The following is a 14566-nucleotide window of genomic DNA, read 5'->3' as shown; positions in this document are numbered from 1 at the left end:
CAGCAGGGGCGCGTCACAGCCTGAGGCGGCGATCCTGCGTGGGAACGCCATTCAACAGCGGGTACTTCGAGGTGTCCAGATGCGTCGGCCAGCGGGGAGGGCGTCCGGTCTGGCCAAGTGGGGGCATGAAGGGCTGCACCAGCGCCAATTCGGCGTCAGTCAGACCGGTTGCATAAGGGATGGTCCCGCGCGCAAACTGCGTGTGGGCGGGAGGGGTCCACATAAACGGCCTCGGAAGCTTCGAACACTTTCGAAACGCACAGAGCCCTCGCCGCTTACCCTGCCTCAGCCGTTATGAAGCAAGCTCGTAGGTCTGTAACATTGAACCGAACTCACAAGTATTCTTTCGACGCTCAAATACTGCTGGCAGATGTATCCTAGCGATAAGGTCGCTATTCTGTAGGCATGATGGAAATTAGCGTTTGGAACCAGCGCCGTTGGCTGGGATGGGGATTGCTGATTGCGATGCTAGTCAGTGGCGGAAGCTGGCTAGCGGAGCGTGAGATCCTGCTTTCTAACGAACCGCCTCGAAGCGCCGCCACGCTACTGCTGCCGGATCAGGAAAGCGCCATCGCTCTAGGCCTTCGCTTGCCACTGGGCCAGCTCCGAGAAGTTGCAGAACGAACCATTCCCATCAATTTCCGCCAGACCAGTGAGGAAGGCGCTAACACTCTCTATGATCTGACCATTCGGCGCACCAGTGGCATTACTCTGTCAGAAGTTGATGGCAGGCTAAGAGCGACGGTTGCCCTCGCCTTAAATGGCACTGTTGGCTTTGGTGGGGGTCTTGCCAGTCTGCTGTCGTTGGACGCCAAGGCTGTCGAAGCTGCCGCTGAAGCCCAAGTAGATTTCAGAATTGGCCTGGATGACGGATGGTGTCCGGGAACCCAGGTGGCCGTCACCTACCGCTGGACGCGTAGGCCACGACTGGAGATTGTTGGCGGCATCTGGATAGATATTGAGGAGCGGGTGAGGGCACAAGTTGAGGAAGCCCTCCGGGGCCTACCACAGCAGATCAAGAGCATGCTGCCTTGCAGCGAGGTTCGCGAACAGGTGCTGGCACTCTGGCAACCCCGTAGCATCACAGTGCAGCTCCCTGCGGCACCTCCTCTCCATGTCAGCATTCATCCACAGTCGGTAGGGCTCTCCGAACTAGTGGTGGAACCTCGCGATTTGCGACTGGTACTCGGCCTCCGGGCACGCACCAGCATCTCCTCCGCGCCGCCGGCCCCCCTGCCTGCCACCTTCCTACCACCGCTACATCAGCTACCCGGCGACCAGGCGGACCGTAACGGCCGTCTGCGGCTCTCCATTCCCGTTCGTGCGGGTTACGACATGATCCGTGACTGGCTGATGCAGGAATTTGGCCGCAGGGAGATTCCTGTAGAGACGCCGCTTGGGCCGGTGATGCTGAAGGTACGCGATATCTTCATCTATCCCAGCGCTCCGGCTCTCGCCTTGGCCATCACCTTCGATGCAGACCTTCCCGGTCACTGGCCCGACGTGAAGGGAAGAGTGGTCCTGTCTGCACGCCCGGTATTGAGCCAGGACGGGCGCAGCATTCGTCTGACCGAACTCCAATTCTCACGTAGTCTCGACAGCATAGTCTGGTCTGTCGTCAGCATCGCCTTTGAGCAGCAGATCCGCGACTGGCTTGGCAAAGTTGCAGTCTACGACATGAAGGATGTCATGGACGGCGCCATGACAGAGTTACGGCAACGGCTTTCCGACCCTGCCTTCACCGGTGGGCTTCGCGTCACGTTGACACGCCCCAGCTTGCGCCTTCAGCAGGTGGTGCCGGAGAATGATGCCCTGACCATTCTGGGCGCGGCGGAAGCCGGTGTGGAAGCGGAGATCACCGCGCTACCGCTTCCCTGACAGCAACAGGTCAGGCCGAGCGTGGCAGGCGCCCTTCAAGCGGATATGCAGGATCGTTGTAGCCCGGCGTCGACGGATGCCCTGCCGGCACCAATGAATTCACCAGTGCTTCATCCTCTGCCGTGAAGCGGTAGGAGAGGGCGCCGAGGTAATCCTCCCATTGCTGTTCCGTACGCGGTCCGGCAATCGGCGCCGTGACAAGGCGGTTGTTCAGCACCCAGGCAACAGCGAATTGCCCGGCAGTTATGCCGCGGTCCTCAGCATGGGCTCGCAGCTTCCTGGCGATCGTCAGGCTCTCGGGCCGCCACTCGGTTTCCATGATGCGCTTGTCGGCACGGCCAGCACGGGTATCAGCCGCCGGCTGCGCCTCGGTGTCGTACTTGCCTGTCAGCACGCCACGCGCCAGCGGGCTGTAAGGCACCACGCCGAGGCCATAGTAGCCGCACGCCGGCAGATGCTCGACTTCCGGCATGCGGTTCAGCGCGTTGTAGTAGGGTTGGCTCACGACTGGCCGGTCGATGCCGGCTTCATCGCAAAGCCGGCAAATCTCCGCAACGCGCCAGGCGCGGTGGTTGGAGACCCCGAAATACCTGATCTTGCCTGCGCGCACGAGGTCGACCATGGCACGCACTGTCTCTTCCAGCGGCGTGCCATGGTCTTCCTTGTGGAGGTAGAGAATATCGATGGTTTCGATGCCCAGGCGCCGTAAGCTATCTTCCGCAGCCGTAAGGCAATGACGGCGGGAGAGGCCACGGTCATTCAGGCCATTACCAGCCGGGTTGGCCAGCTTGGTAGCCAACACCCAATGGCTGCGCCGTGCCTGTATGGCGCGTCCTGTCACTTCTTCCGAAGCACCACCATTATAGACATTGGCCGTGTCTATGAAGTTGATGCCATGGTCACGCGCATGATCGATGATCCGGACGGATGTCGCTTCGTCCGTCGCGCCTCCAAACATCATGGTGCCGAGGCAGAGAGGCGAGACCTTCAGGCCGCTACGGCCAAGGTTGCGATATTCCATGAACGCATCCTGACACTTGATGGCCGCAAGGCAGCGCGCCGGGCCGGTTTCGACAACAGCATGGTGCCCCGGTCCGACGGTGTCGTCGAGTGCACCATCTTGGCGCAGCCAGCCCGAATGGTGGCCTTGTGGTTTCAGTGATCCATCACACTGCCTGCCGCAGCAGGGGAGGGGCGGTTGCAAGGCGCCGCGCTGCCGCGCAATCTGCCAAAGCTCATTCCGGAGGCCCTATCCCATGAAGCTGCCCGCTCTGCCGTTCCATGCCATGCATTGGGACGCCTTGCCTGCCACCGAGCACAAGGGCGAAACGGGAATGGCGCTGTGGCGTACCATGACCAATGGCGATGTCCGAATGCGCGTAGTGGAATATTCCCCTGGTTATCTCGCCGACCACTGGTGCGACCGTGGCCATATCCTCTATGTCCTGGAGGGCGAGCTGAAGACGGAATTGAAGGACGGGCGTGAGTTCACCTTCGGCCCGGGCGAGGGCTATACCGTCTCGGACTTCGGCGATGCCGCGCACCGCTCCTCCACCAAAAGCGGCGCGCGCCTTTTCATCGTGGATTAGGCGGCCGACGCGCAGCCCACCGACTTGGTGAACATGCGCCGGAAGCCGCTGCATCTCAGTCCGGCTGGCTGAGCGCCCGCCGCAGGGCGTCCTGCCAGCCGGCGATCATCCGCTGCCGCTGCGACGCATCCATGCGCGGCAGGAAGCGCCGCCCCAGCGACCAGTTGCCGGCCAGTGCGGCTATTCCTGGCCAGACGCCCGTTTGCAGCCCCGCCAGGAAGGCAGCGCCAAGGGCGGTGGTCTCCAGCACGGAGGGGCGTTCCACCGGCACTTCCAACATGTCGGCCAGGAACTGGCAGAACCAGTCATTGGCCGCCATGCCGCCATCCACGCGCAGCGCTTGCGGCTTGCCGGCGCCATCCTTCCGCATGGCTTCCGCCAGATCCCAGGTCTGATAGGCCACCGATTCCAGCGCGGCGCGGGCGATATGCGCCGCCGTGGCATCCAGTGTCAGGCCACAGATCAACCCGCGTGCCTTCGGATCCCAGTGTGGCGCGCCCAGGCCGACGAAGCCAGGCACCATATAGACCCCGTGGCTGTCCGGGATGCGCGTGGCCATGTCGTCGGTCTGGGAGGCATGGGTAATCAGCCCCAGCCCGTCCCTCAGCCACTTGATGGCGGCACCGGCGACGAAGATAGCACCCTCCGCCGCATAAGTGGCCTTGCCATCAAGCCGGTAAGCCGTGGTCGCCAGCAGCCGGTGCTGCGAGCGCGGCGGCGTGCTGCCGGTGTTCATCAGCGCGAAGCAGCCGGTGCCATAGGTGGCCTTCACCATGCCTGGTTCACAGCAGACCTGGCCGAAGAGCGCCGCCTGCTGGTCTCCGGCCATACCGGCGATCGGAATGGCGGTGCCGAAATGTGCCGGGTCCGTCTCGCCGAAGAGGTGGCTGTTGTCATGTACCACCGGCAGCAGCGCGGCAGGAATGCGGAAGAGGGCCAGCAGTTCCTCGTCCCAGCACTGTCGGTGGATGTCGAACAACAGCGTGCGGGACGCATTGGTGGCGTCCGTCGCATGCACCTTCCCACCCGTCAGGCGCCAGAGCAGGAAACTGTCGATGGTGCCGAAGGCCAGTTCACCACGTTCGGCACGGGCGCGGGCACCGGCCACATTGTCGAGAATCCACGCCAGCTTGGTGGCGGAGAAATAGGGGTCCAGCAGCAGCCCGGTGCGCGCCTGCACCAGCGGCTCCGCGCCGTCCTGCCGCAGCCGCGCGCATTCCGCCGCCGTGCGGCGGTCCTGCCAGACAATCGCGCGGTGGATCGGCTGGCCGTTCGCGCGGTCCCACACCACCACCGTCTCTCGCTGGTTGGTGATGCCGATAGCGGCGACGGGGAGGGCAGCCTTCTCCAACGCCTCCCGCGCCGTGGCCAGGGTATCGCGCCAGATGTCCTCGGGGTCGTGCTCCACCCAGCCGTGGTCCGGGTAGTGCTGCGGAAACTCCCGGCGTGCCGAGGCCACTTCGCGCCCCGCAGCGTCGAAGACGATGCTGCGGGTCGAGGTCGTGCCCTGGTCGATGGCCAGGACATGCCGTGGCTCAGCCATGCCGCCGCGCCGCCGCCTGAGTTTCAACCCGCATGTCTTTCCTCCCTCTCGCCTGTCGTAGCGGCTCAGCCAGCCGCAACCATCTTCCGCGGCTCAACTTCCGCCAGATAATCCCGTAAGCGCGCCTCAGTACCAGCCGGCACATGCAGGCCAAGCTTGGAGCGGCGCCAGAGGATATCCTCCGCCGTCACCGCCCATTCCTTGCGCATCAGGTAATCCACCTCGGCGCGGGTCAGGCCGCCGCCGAAATCCTCACCCAGTTCGGCCATGGTGCAAGCACCGCCCAGCAGTTCATCCACCCGGCTGCCATAGGCGCGGGCAAGGCGGCGTGCCAGCCCCTCCGGAAGGAAAGAGGCGCGCTGCCGCAGCCCTTCCAGGAAGCGCTCGAAATCGGCATCCGGCATGTCGCCGCCGGGCAGGGGAGCACCGGCGGTCCAGGAGGTGGCGGGCAGGCCGAGATGCGGCTGCAGCTTCTCCAGCGCATGCTCCGCCAGCCGGCGGTAGGTGGTGATCTTGCCCCCATAGATCGAGAGCAGCGGGGCGCCGCCGGAAGGCGCATCCACATTCAGCACGTAGTCGCGTGTCACGGCGGAATCGCTTTTCGCCGCATTGTCGTAGAGCGGGCGAACGCCGGCATAGCTCCAGACCGCATCCTCCGGCCGGATCTGCCGATTGAAGTAGCGGTTGACGCTCTCGCAGAGGTAGCTCGCTTCCTCGGGCGAGATCGTCACCTTGCCCGGCGCCTGCTTCCACGCCACGTCGGTGGTGCCGATGAGGGTGAAATCCCGCTCATAAGGAATGGCAAAGACAATGCGCTTGTCAGGGTTTTGCAGGATATAGGCGTGGTCGCCTTCGTAGAGGCGCGGCACGACCAGATGGCTGCCCTTGACCAGCCGCACCGTCGCCTCACCCTGAATGCCCAGGCCCTGGCCCAGCACCTGTCCGACCCAGGGTCCCGCCGCATTGACGATGGCGCGGGCCGTCACCGCCTGCCGCTCGCCGCTTGCCAGATCCTGTACCGTGGCATGCCAGAGCGCGCCTTGCCGCCGCGCTTCAAGGAAGCGCGTGCGGGTGCGGATGACGGCGCCGCGCTCCGCCGCATCCATGGCATTCAGCACCACCAGGCGGCTGTCCTCCACCCAGCAGTCGGAATAAACGAAGCCCTTGCTGATGCCTGGCCGCAGCGCGGAGCCGAAGCGCCCATCGGGGAAGGCAACCCCTTCCGAGGCCGGCAGGCGCTTGCGGCCGCCCAGGTGGTCGTAAAGGAACAGGCCGAGCCGGACCATCCAGGCCGGGCGCACCGCATTCTCGTGCGGCAACACGAAGCGCAGCGGCCAGATGATATGCGGCGCCATGGCCAGCAGCCGCTCCCGCTCCATCAGCGCTTCACGCACCAGCCGGAACTCGTAGTATTCCAGGTAGCGCAGCCCGCCATGGATCAGCTTGGTGCTGGCGGAGGAGGTGTGCTGCGCCAAGTCCTCCTGCTCCACGAGCAGGACGCGCAGGCCGCGCCCCGTGGCATCCCGCGCGATCCCGGCGCCATTGATGCCGCCGCCGATGATCAGGAGGTCGAAAACTTCGTTCTGGTCCGCCGGCATCGCGTCTTCCGCGCTTCTGGTCTGATGGGGAAAGTAAGCTGGTGCCTCACCATTATTTTCGCAAGCGAAGATTAGCTGTTCGTTTTTTCATGTGCCGCCGTCGCCTCGGCGATATGCAGGCCGATGCCGTGCTCGGCCAGCAACCGGCCGATCGCCGGGGGCGGAGGCCGATCGGTGAAGAGGGCCGAGATCTCGGAAAGATGCCCCAGGCGCACCAATGGCCGCCGCCCGAACTTGGCATGCGTCACCACCAAAAAGACCTGCCGGGAATTGCGCATGATGGTGCGCGCCGCCCGGACCTCGTCGTAATCGAAATCCAGCAGCGAGCCATCGTCGTCGATGCCGCTGATGCCGATGATGCCGTAGTCGGCCCGGAACTCGCCCAGCATGTCGCAGACCGACTGACCGGTGATGCCGCCGTCATGGCTGCGCACGGTGCCGCCGGCGATGACGACCTGGAAGCGCTTCTCCCGCGCCAGCAGGGCGGCAACATTCAGGTTGTTGGTGATGACGCGCAGATCTTCATGACCGGTCAGCGCGCGCGCCACAGCCTCGGTGGTGGTGCCGATATTGATGAAGAGGGAAGAGCGGTTGGGGATCTCGGCGGCCACCAGGGCGGCGATGGCGGTCTTTTCCGGCAGGTTCAGCACCTGCCGCTCGGTATAGGCGATGTTCTCGACGCTGGAGACCAAGCCGGCTCCGCCGTGGTGGCGTGTCACCAGCCCTTCCTCCGCCAGGAAGTTCACATCCCGTCGGATGGTCTGCACGGTGACCCCGAGTTGCCGGGCCAGTTCGTCATTGGACGCATAGCCGCGCTGACGGATCAGCAACAGGATATGCTGGTGCCTCGCCTCGATCTTGTTGCCCGACATGCGCCCTGCCGATCCTCCCTGGCCGGCCAGCCTAACAGCATCGCCGTGTCATCGATAGCGAAGCGGAAAGGGCGCGGAAACGAACCTCAGGCTCCACGAGTTGCGGCCCCACCCCGCGAGGCCGCGCGGGCAGGATGGCGGCCCGCAGCGCCCCCAGGGCCGGCGGCACAGGGCCTTGGCCGAAGGGCTCAGCCACCTCAACCGGCTGCCCATCCTGCATGACGTAGCAGCGCTGGGCGAAGCCGCGCACCAGGCGCAGGTCGTGGGTGATGAAGAGGAAGGCCACCCCGGCACTGGCCCGCAGCCCCGACAGCAGGTTGAGGATCTGTGCCTGGGTCTCCAGGTCCAGGCTGCTGACCGCTTCATCCAGCAGCAGGAGCCGGGGGGAGGGGGCCAGGGCGCGGGCGATGCAGAGCCGCTGCAACTGGCCGCCGCTGAAGCGATGCGCCAGGCGGCCCAGTTCCGAAGGGTCCAGTCCCACCGAGGCGGCAAGCCCCTCTACCCGCGCCCGCAGTGGCGCGCCGCGGAGGCCGGCATAGCGCAACGGTTCCGCCACCACCTCGAAGGCGCTGAAGCGCGGGCTGGTGGCGCCATGGGGGTCCTGGAACACCGCCTGGATGGAGCGGCGCGTCTGCGCCCGCATCCGCCCGCGCGTGTCCAGCAGGGGCTGCCCCTCGAAGAGCACCTCGCCGGCATCGGGCGTTTCCAGCCCCAGCAACAGCCGCCCCAGGGTGCTTTTGCCGGAGCCGCTGGCCCCCAGCAGAGCCACGCATTCGCCCGCGACGATGCGCAGCCCGGCATCGCGCAGCACGGACAGGGGCGGCTGGCGGCGGAAGAAACCGCCACGGCGATAGTTCTTCCACAACCCGTGCATCTCCAGCAGGCTCATGGCAGTGCCTCCCCATAGAGGGCCAGATGCTGGCGCAGCAGCGCGCGGCTGGCGGGGTGCCGCGGGCCGTCGAAGAACTCTGCCACCGTGCCCTGTTCCACGATGCATCCGGCCTGCATCACCGCCACCATGCCGGCGAGGCGGGCGACCACCGAGAGGTCATGCGTCACCAGCAGCACCCCCAGGTTCCGCCGCGTGGCGAGCCGCTCCAGCAGGTCCAGCATGGCGGCCTGGGCGACGAGGTCCAACTCGGTGGTGGGCTCATCCGCCAGCAGAAAGTCCGGGTCGCGGGCCAGGGCCAGGGCCAGCATCACCCTTTGCAGCATCCCGCCGCTGAGTTGGAAGGGATAGGCACGCAGGAGCGGCGCGGGATCACCGAAGCCGACCTCCGCGAGCAGGGCCGCGGCACGTCCGGGGGCGGCGCCGCGCCCCAAAGTCTCCGCGAAATGCCGCCCGATGGTCAGGATGGGATTGAAGCAGGCGCGCGGCGATTGCTGCACCAGCCCGACGACACCGCCGCGCAGGGCGGCGATGCCGGCGGCATCCAGCACCCGGCCAGCATGGCGCAGCCGGCCCGCCACCTGCCGCAGCCCCCGTGGCAGCAGGCCCAACATGGCCAGCACCGTCAGGCTCTTGCCGCCGCCGCTGGCACCCACCAGCCCCAGAACCCGTCCAGGCTCCAGCACCAGGGAGACCTCCCGCACCAGAATCCGGTCACCGGCCGCGAAGCTCAGGCCCTCGATGGCCAGGGCGCTCAATGCCCATGCTCCGCCAGCGCGGGGTCCAGGCGGTCCCGCAAGGCGTCACCGAGCAGGTTGAAGGCCATCACCGTCAGCAGGATGGCGGCGCCCGGCAACAGCACCAGCATGGGCGCGGTGCGGAAGAAGGGCCGGGCATCGCTGATCATGACGCCCCATTCCGCCCCTGGCGCCGCCACGCCAAGTCCCAGGAAGGAAAGGCCGGCGACATGCAGAATCCAATGCCCCAGATCCAGGCTGGCCAGCACCGCCACCTGGCCCGCCACGGCCGGCACCACATGCCGCCGCGCGATATCCAGCCGCGAAGCCCCCGCCACGCGCGCCGCCGCCACATGGTCCCGCGCCCGCAGGGAGAGCGTCAGCCCCCGCACCAGCCGCGCATAGAAAGCCCAGTGGGAGAGCGCGATGGCGACGATGACATTGACCATGCCCGTACCCAACGCGCCGACGAAGAAAAGCGCCAGCACCAGCGTCGGCACCGTCATGAAGGCATCGGCCAGCCGCATCAACACGGTGTCCACCACGCCGCCCAGCAGCCCCGCCAAGCAGCCCAGCACCGTGCCAATGGCCAGCACCAGCAGCAGGATGGCGCCCACGGCCCCCAGCGAGGCCCGCGCGCCCCAGAGCAGGCGGGACAGCAGGTCCCGCCCCAGGTGGTCGGTGCCCAGCCAGTGCATCGTGGAAGGGGGCATCAGCCGCTGCGCGAGGTTGGTCTCGGCCGGGTCGAAGGGCGCGATCCAGGGTGCCAGTGCGGCAAGGCCCAGCAGCAGCGCAAGCAGCAGCAGCGCGAGGCGTGGCAGCCAGCGCCTCATGCCGCCTTTGCTCCCAGGCGAATGCGCGGGTCCAGCCAGGCATAGGCCAGGTCCACCAGCAGGTTGCAGAGCACGAAGACGGCCGTCATGGCCAGCACGAAGCCCTGAAGCGCCGGGAAGTCCCGGTTGCCGATGGCCAGCAGCGCATAGCGGCCAAGCCCAGGCCATGCGAAGACCATCTCCACCACCATGGCGCCGCCCAGCAGTTCGCCCAGATGCAGCCCCAGAGTGGTCAAGGGTGGGATCAGAGCGTTGGGCAATACATGGCGGGCGATCACGCCCCGTTCCGGCAGCCCGCGTGCCCGGGCAAAGACCAGGTGCCGCTCTCCCAGCACGCCCAGTACGGAGGCCCGCATCAGCCGCAGCGTGACGCAAAGGGAGACGGTGGCCGTGGCGATCGCCGGCAGGATCAGGCTGGCCGGTCCCTCCCGCCCCATGGCCGGCAGCCAGCCGAGTTGCACCGAGAACAACAGCACCAGCAGGAAGCCCAGCCAGAAATTCGGCAGCGAGACGCCCAGGAAGGCCAGCGCACGCGTCAGGTGGTCCGGCCAGCGGTCGCGGTAGAGCGCCGCCAGCAGGCCCAGCGGCAGGCCGAGCAGCAGCACCAGCGCCATCGCCGCGCCGGCCAGTTGCAGGGTGGCTGGCAGGGCCTGGAGGATATCCTCCAGCACCGGCCGCTGCGTGGCCCAGGAGGTGCCGAAATCCAGCCGCACCGCATCCGCCAGCCAGGAGAGGTATTGCGCCGGCAGGGAGCGGTCGAGGCCCAGTTGCTGCCGGACCAGCGCCAGGGCCGCCTCAGTCGGCGGGATCTGGGAAAGGCGGAGGTAATCCAGCGCAGGGTCGCCGCGCCCCAGCCGAAGCATGGCGAAGAACACCACCGAAACCAGCAGCAGCAAGGGCAGCAGCGTCAGGACCCGGCGCAGGGCAAAAGCCAGCACGGCCTCAGCCCCGCCGGATGTGGTGGAAGGGAATCTCGTCGAAGGTGCCGCCGAAGGGCACCTCGCCCAGGCCCTTGCGGTGCACCTGCTTGTTGGTGAGGAAGGAGATGGGGAAATAGACCGCCTGCTCATGCAGCGTGGTCAGCACCCACTGCTCATCCGCCTCCCGCGCCGTGGCATTCGTCGCGGCGAGCAGGGCGGTGATGCGGCGGTCGATCGCGGCCTTCATCGGCAGCCCACGCTGCGCCTGCCAGTCGGCGTGGGAAGGGGCGCGCATGGCGCCGAGGAAGGCGTGCGGGTCGTAGGGCGGACCCCAGGTCTCGGTGAAGACCAGCCCGAAATCGCCACTGCGCTGGCGGGCCTGCAATGTCGCGGCATCCGCCCCCAGCAGCCGCGCGGCGATGCCGATGCGGCCGAGGTCGGACTGGATGGCTTCCGCCAGAGCCTTCTGCAACGCGTCGCCACCCGAGAAGCAAAGGTCCAGCGCCAGCACTGCGCCCTGCTTCTGCCGCACCCGGCCGCCGGGCGGCAGTTGCCAACCGGCCTGCTCCAGGACCGTGACGGCTGCCATTGGGTCGAAGGGCAGAGTCATTAACCCGGGCGCGGCCTTCGACATGCCAGGGGCGAAGAGGCTGGTGGCCGCTGGCTCGGTACCTTGCAGCACATGGCGCGCCAGCGCGTCGCGGTCGATGCCCTGCTGGATGGCCCGGCGCACCGCCAGGTCGTCGGTCGCCGCGCGGCCGGAATTGATGGCCAGCATCCGCGTCGCCATGGGCGGGGAGATGGCGGTGGTGAAGCGCGCATCTGCCGCGAAACGCCGGAAGGTGTCGGCGTCGAGCTGGTCGGCGCCGTAGACGAGGTCGATCTCCCCGGCCTCCAGCGCCAGGGCGCGGGTATTGGCGTCGCCCACCACCTTCACCACCACCTGCCGCAGCGCCGGCTTCTCGCCCCAGTAATCCTCCCGACGCAGGAAGACATCGCGCTCGCCGCGCCGGCTTTCGGCCAGGCGCCAGGGGCCGGTGCCGATCGGGGCGGAGACGCTACCCCCCGGCAGCAGCACCGCCGGGGAAGCGAAGCGCAGCGGCCGGACCAGCGAGAGGTCGAAGAGCGCGGGGTCGTAGGGCTGGTCCAGGCGCAGCCGCAGGGTGGCGGGGTCCGGTGCCTCGGCGGCCTCAATGCGGGACATCAGCTCCAGCCAGCCATGGCGCTCCCGATGCCGCAGCAGGATATCGATATTCGCCTTGGCCGCCGCCGCGTCGAAGGCGGTGCCATCAGAGAAGCGCACGCCGGGCCGCAGCGTGAAGGTCCAGGCGCGGCCACTCTCGTCCAGTGCCCAGCGGGTCGCGAGGCAGGGCTCGATAGTGCCGCTGGCGCCGTAGCGCACCAGTGGCTCGTAGAGCATGGCCTGGGCATACATCTGGTTGGGACCATAGCCGTGCGGGTCCAGCGGCCCGGCGTTGGAAGGCCAGGAAAATACCAGGCTGTCCGGAGCAGCGGCCCGGCTGACGCGAGGCAGCGTCCAGGCTAGGGTGGCGGCGCCCAGCAGGGACCGGCGCAGCATGGGCCTCTCCATTCCGGCCAGCGGCCGCGAATATGATGTTTCTTGTGAAACATCATATTCCTGAGTCCCCTGCTGTCCAGCATTGGAGTCGGAAGGACCACGTCATGCAGCGCATCACCCTGACCCTCGACGACGCGCTGCTGGCCGAAGTCGATGCCCTGGGCTACGGCAACCGCTCCGAGGCTTTCCGCGACCTGTTGCGGGCAGGCCTGCGGCAGGCGGCGGAGGAAAGGGCGCAGGAAGGCCCCTGCGTCGCCACCCTGGCCTATGTCTATGACCATGGCCGGCGCGACCTGTCCCGCCGGCTGACGGACAGCTTCCATGACCACCACGACCTGTCGGTCGCCACCCTGCATGTGCATCTGGACCACGACCGCTGCATGGAAGTGACGGTGCTGCGGGGCGGGGCCCCGGCGGTACGCGCCTTCGCCAACTCCGTCATCACAGAGCGCGGCGTGCGGCATGGGCGGCTGATGGTGATGGAGGACAGCGAGCCCCATTCCCACGAATGAGGCTCGCGCCGCGGCATCAGCCGCGTTGCAGGATCTCGACCGTCACGCCATCGGGCGCCGCCAGGAAGGCGATGCGCAGGCCGGGGCGCAGTTCCTTCGGCTCGGCGGTGAAGCGCACGCCCTTGGCCTTCAGCGCCGCCACGGCCTCATCCATGTCGCTCACCTGCAGGCCGATATGCTCCATGCCCTGGTGCGGCGGCACCGGCGCGGCCGGGGTATCGGCCGAGACCTGCTCGATGAAAAGCGTGGCGCCGCCAAGGTCCACCACCACGCGCAGGGAAGCGCCGTTGCGGATGCGGTCGCGGATGGTGGCGCCGAAGGCATCCTCGTAGAACCGGCCCGCCGCCTCGGCGTCCGGGCTGCGGAGGTGGATATGGTCGAAGCGGTAGCTGGCCAAGGCGTGTTCTCCCTTTGCTGGCCGCACGATGCTAGCGGCAGGCGCGGCCAGCGCCAGGGGGCACGCGCCCGGCCAGCGGCACGCCTGTCAGAGAACGGCGGTTTCCACGCTGCCCAGGCCCGGGAACTCGGCCAGGATGCGGGTGCCGGGCTCGACCATCAGCAGGCCGGTGCAGCTGCCGGTGGTGATGATCATGCCGGCCGTCAGCCCGCCATAGGCACGGGCACCGGTATCGGCCAGCCATTGCAGCAGCCGCACGGGGTCGCCGGCGGTGTTGCCGCCCACATGCTCCAGCACCACCTGCCCGTTGAAGAGCAGCCGCACCGGCTGGTTCACCGGGTCGATGCCGCGCCAGTCCGCCAGCGCAGGGCCGACCACCAGGGCGCCGTGGTTGATCTGGTCCGCGGCATGGCTCAGCGGGTCCGTCACCTTCAGGGCCGTGAAGCGGGTATCCACCAGCTCGATCACGGGATGCAGGCTTTCCACCGCATCCAGCACCTCTTCCCGCGTATAGGGCGCATCGCGCAGCGGCAGGTCGCGGCCCAGCAGGTAGGCGATCTCGGCCTCCACGCCGATGACGTTGAAGCGGCTGGCGGAGAGCGGCTCCGGCGTCAGGTGCAGGTCCACCACGTTCAGCGGCGCGGCGCCGGGTTCCGCCTGCGGATTGGCGGCGCCGACCTTCCAGCCACCCACCGGGCCACGCGCCTCGGCGATGCGCTGCTGGATGGCGGCGACCTCGGCCGCATTGGCGGGGCGGGCACCCTCGGGCAGGGCTTCAAGCCAGGCGCGTTCGCGCCGGGCGCGCAGAAGCGCCTCGGCGGCGGCGGCGATGTCGGTGGCCATGGTGCGATCTCTCCGGTTGGCACTGGTCTGCCCTTGTGCCGTGGCGCCGCGCTTCCGGCCAGCCCCGGCCGCGCTAGATCGCGAAGTTAAGGACTTCGGGAGTGGGGCGTTGCAGGCCGCGGGCGGCGGCGCGGCGCAGCAGGTCGGCGACGGTGAGCTGTTCCAGCGCCGCCACCAGCTGCGCCTCCAGCTCCTCCCACAGCGGCTGCACCACCGCCTCGCCCAGCGCCGAGGTCGTCGGCGGATCGGCGGCCTCCTCGCCGCCCTCCGGCCCGCGCACCGCCGCCACCACTTCCGCCAGCCGCATGTCGCGCGCCGCCCGCCCCAGCCGGTAGCCGCCCTTCGGCCCCCGCGTGCTGCCCAAGAGCCCGGCGCG

Annotated in this window: 15 protein-coding genes; 3 read left to right on the top strand and 12 right to left on the bottom strand. The window is 67.7% G+C overall.

Annotated features, from left to right (window positions below; translation table 11 throughout):
* Positions 1–405: 405 nt before the first annotated feature.
* Positions 406–1878: a DUF4403 family protein gene (locus tag EBE87_RS25860; RefSeq protein WP_120639638.1), complete on the top strand. Its 1473-nt coding sequence runs from the start codon at positions 406–408 to the stop codon at positions 1876–1878.
* Between the two features lie 10 nt (positions 1879–1888).
* Here the strand turns inward: EBE87_RS25860 and EBE87_RS25855 are convergent, their stop codons facing one another.
* The gene (locus tag EBE87_RS25855; RefSeq protein WP_120639639.1) at positions 1889–2899 is read right to left on the bottom strand and encodes an aldo/keto reductase; all 1011 of its coding nucleotides are present in this window, start codon (positions 2897–2899) and stop codon (positions 1889–1891) included.
* Positions 2900–3134: 235 nt separating this feature from the next.
* Here EBE87_RS25855 and EBE87_RS25850 point away from each other — a divergent pair, with 235 nt between their 5' ends.
* Positions 3135–3467 (top strand): DHCW motif cupin fold protein, encoded by a 333-nt coding sequence (locus EBE87_RS25850; protein WP_120639640.1) that lies wholly within the window; start codon positions 3135–3137, stop codon positions 3465–3467.
* Between the two features lie 55 nt (positions 3468–3522).
* Here the strand turns inward: EBE87_RS25850 and glpK are convergent, their stop codons facing one another.
* The 8 genes from glpK to nikA all read right to left on the bottom strand — a co-directional run bounded on the left by glpK (position 3523) and on the right by nikA (position 12438).
* On the bottom strand, positions 3523–5010 hold the full coding sequence (gene glpK, locus EBE87_RS25845; RefSeq protein ID WP_120639641.1) for a glycerol kinase GlpK: 1488 nt from the start codon (positions 5008–5010) through the stop codon (positions 3523–3525).
* A 65-nt stretch (positions 5011–5075) separates the two neighbouring features.
* Complete coding sequence (gene glpD / locus EBE87_RS25840; protein ID WP_120639642.1) at positions 5076–6608, bottom strand: glycerol-3-phosphate dehydrogenase; 1533 nt, start codon at positions 6606–6608, stop codon at positions 5076–5078.
* A gap of 71 nt (positions 6609–6679) precedes the next feature.
* Positions 6680–7480: a DeoR/GlpR family DNA-binding transcription regulator gene (locus EBE87_RS25835; RefSeq protein WP_120639643.1), complete on the bottom strand. Its 801-nt coding sequence runs from the start codon at positions 7478–7480 to the stop codon at positions 6680–6682.
* Between the two features lie 31 nt (positions 7481–7511).
* Entirely contained in the window at positions 7512–8369 is an 858-nt protein-coding gene (locus EBE87_RS25830) for an ATP-binding cassette domain-containing protein (RefSeq protein ID WP_120639644.1), read from the bottom strand.
* Entirely contained in the window at positions 8366–9127 is a 762-nt protein-coding gene (locus EBE87_RS25825; RefSeq protein ID WP_120639645.1) for an ATP-binding cassette domain-containing protein, read from the bottom strand. Before EBE87_RS25825 ends, EBE87_RS25830 begins: the two co-directional genes overlap by 4 nt.
* Complete coding sequence (gene nikC / locus EBE87_RS25820) at positions 9124–9939, bottom strand: nickel ABC transporter permease subunit NikC (protein ID WP_120639646.1); 816 nt, start codon at positions 9937–9939, stop codon at positions 9124–9126. Before nikC ends, EBE87_RS25825 begins: the two co-directional genes overlap by 4 nt.
* A complete protein-coding gene (nikB, locus tag EBE87_RS25815; RefSeq protein WP_120639647.1) occupies positions 9936–10877 on the bottom strand; it encodes a nickel ABC transporter permease subunit NikB in 942 nt (313 codons plus the stop codon). Before nikB ends, nikC begins: the two co-directional genes overlap by 4 nt.
* A gap of 4 nt (positions 10878–10881) precedes the next feature.
* On the bottom strand, positions 10882–12438 hold the full coding sequence (nikA, locus tag EBE87_RS25810; RefSeq protein ID WP_120639648.1) for a nickel ABC transporter substrate-binding protein: 1557 nt from the start codon (positions 12436–12438) through the stop codon (positions 10882–10884).
* A 104-nt stretch (positions 12439–12542) separates the two neighbouring features.
* On the opposite strand from nikA, the gene nikR reads away from it, so the two are divergent.
* Positions 12543–12950: a nickel-responsive transcriptional regulator NikR gene (gene nikR, locus EBE87_RS25805; protein ID WP_120639649.1), complete on the top strand. Its 408-nt coding sequence runs from the start codon at positions 12543–12545 to the stop codon at positions 12948–12950.
* Positions 12951–12966: 16 nt separating this feature from the next.
* On the opposite strand, the gene EBE87_RS25800 is transcribed toward nikR, so the two are convergent.
* From EBE87_RS25800 to EBE87_RS25790, 3 genes are all read right to left on the bottom strand, one after another.
* Positions 12967–13347, bottom strand: coding sequence for a VOC family protein (locus EBE87_RS25800; RefSeq protein WP_120639650.1), 381 nt, complete (start codon positions 13345–13347; stop codon positions 12967–12969).
* An 87-nt stretch (positions 13348–13434) separates the two neighbouring features.
* On the bottom strand, positions 13435–14190 hold the full coding sequence (locus EBE87_RS25795) for a 2-keto-4-pentenoate hydratase (RefSeq protein WP_120639651.1): 756 nt from the start codon (positions 14188–14190) through the stop codon (positions 13435–13437).
* Between the two features lie 73 nt (positions 14191–14263).
* Positions 14264–14566 (bottom strand): RrF2 family transcriptional regulator (locus EBE87_RS25790; protein WP_199726521.1); only part of this gene is annotated, 303 nt, incomplete at its 5' end.

Source organism: Teichococcus wenyumeiae, from assembly GCF_003696345.1.
In the GTDB taxonomy this organism is placed as follows: Bacteria; Pseudomonadota; Alphaproteobacteria; order Acetobacterales; family Acetobacteraceae; genus Pseudoroseomonas; species Pseudoroseomonas wenyumeiae.
The sequence above is the reverse complement of the archived record's forward strand: the minus strand, read 5'-3'. Positions and strand labels throughout refer to the sequence as shown.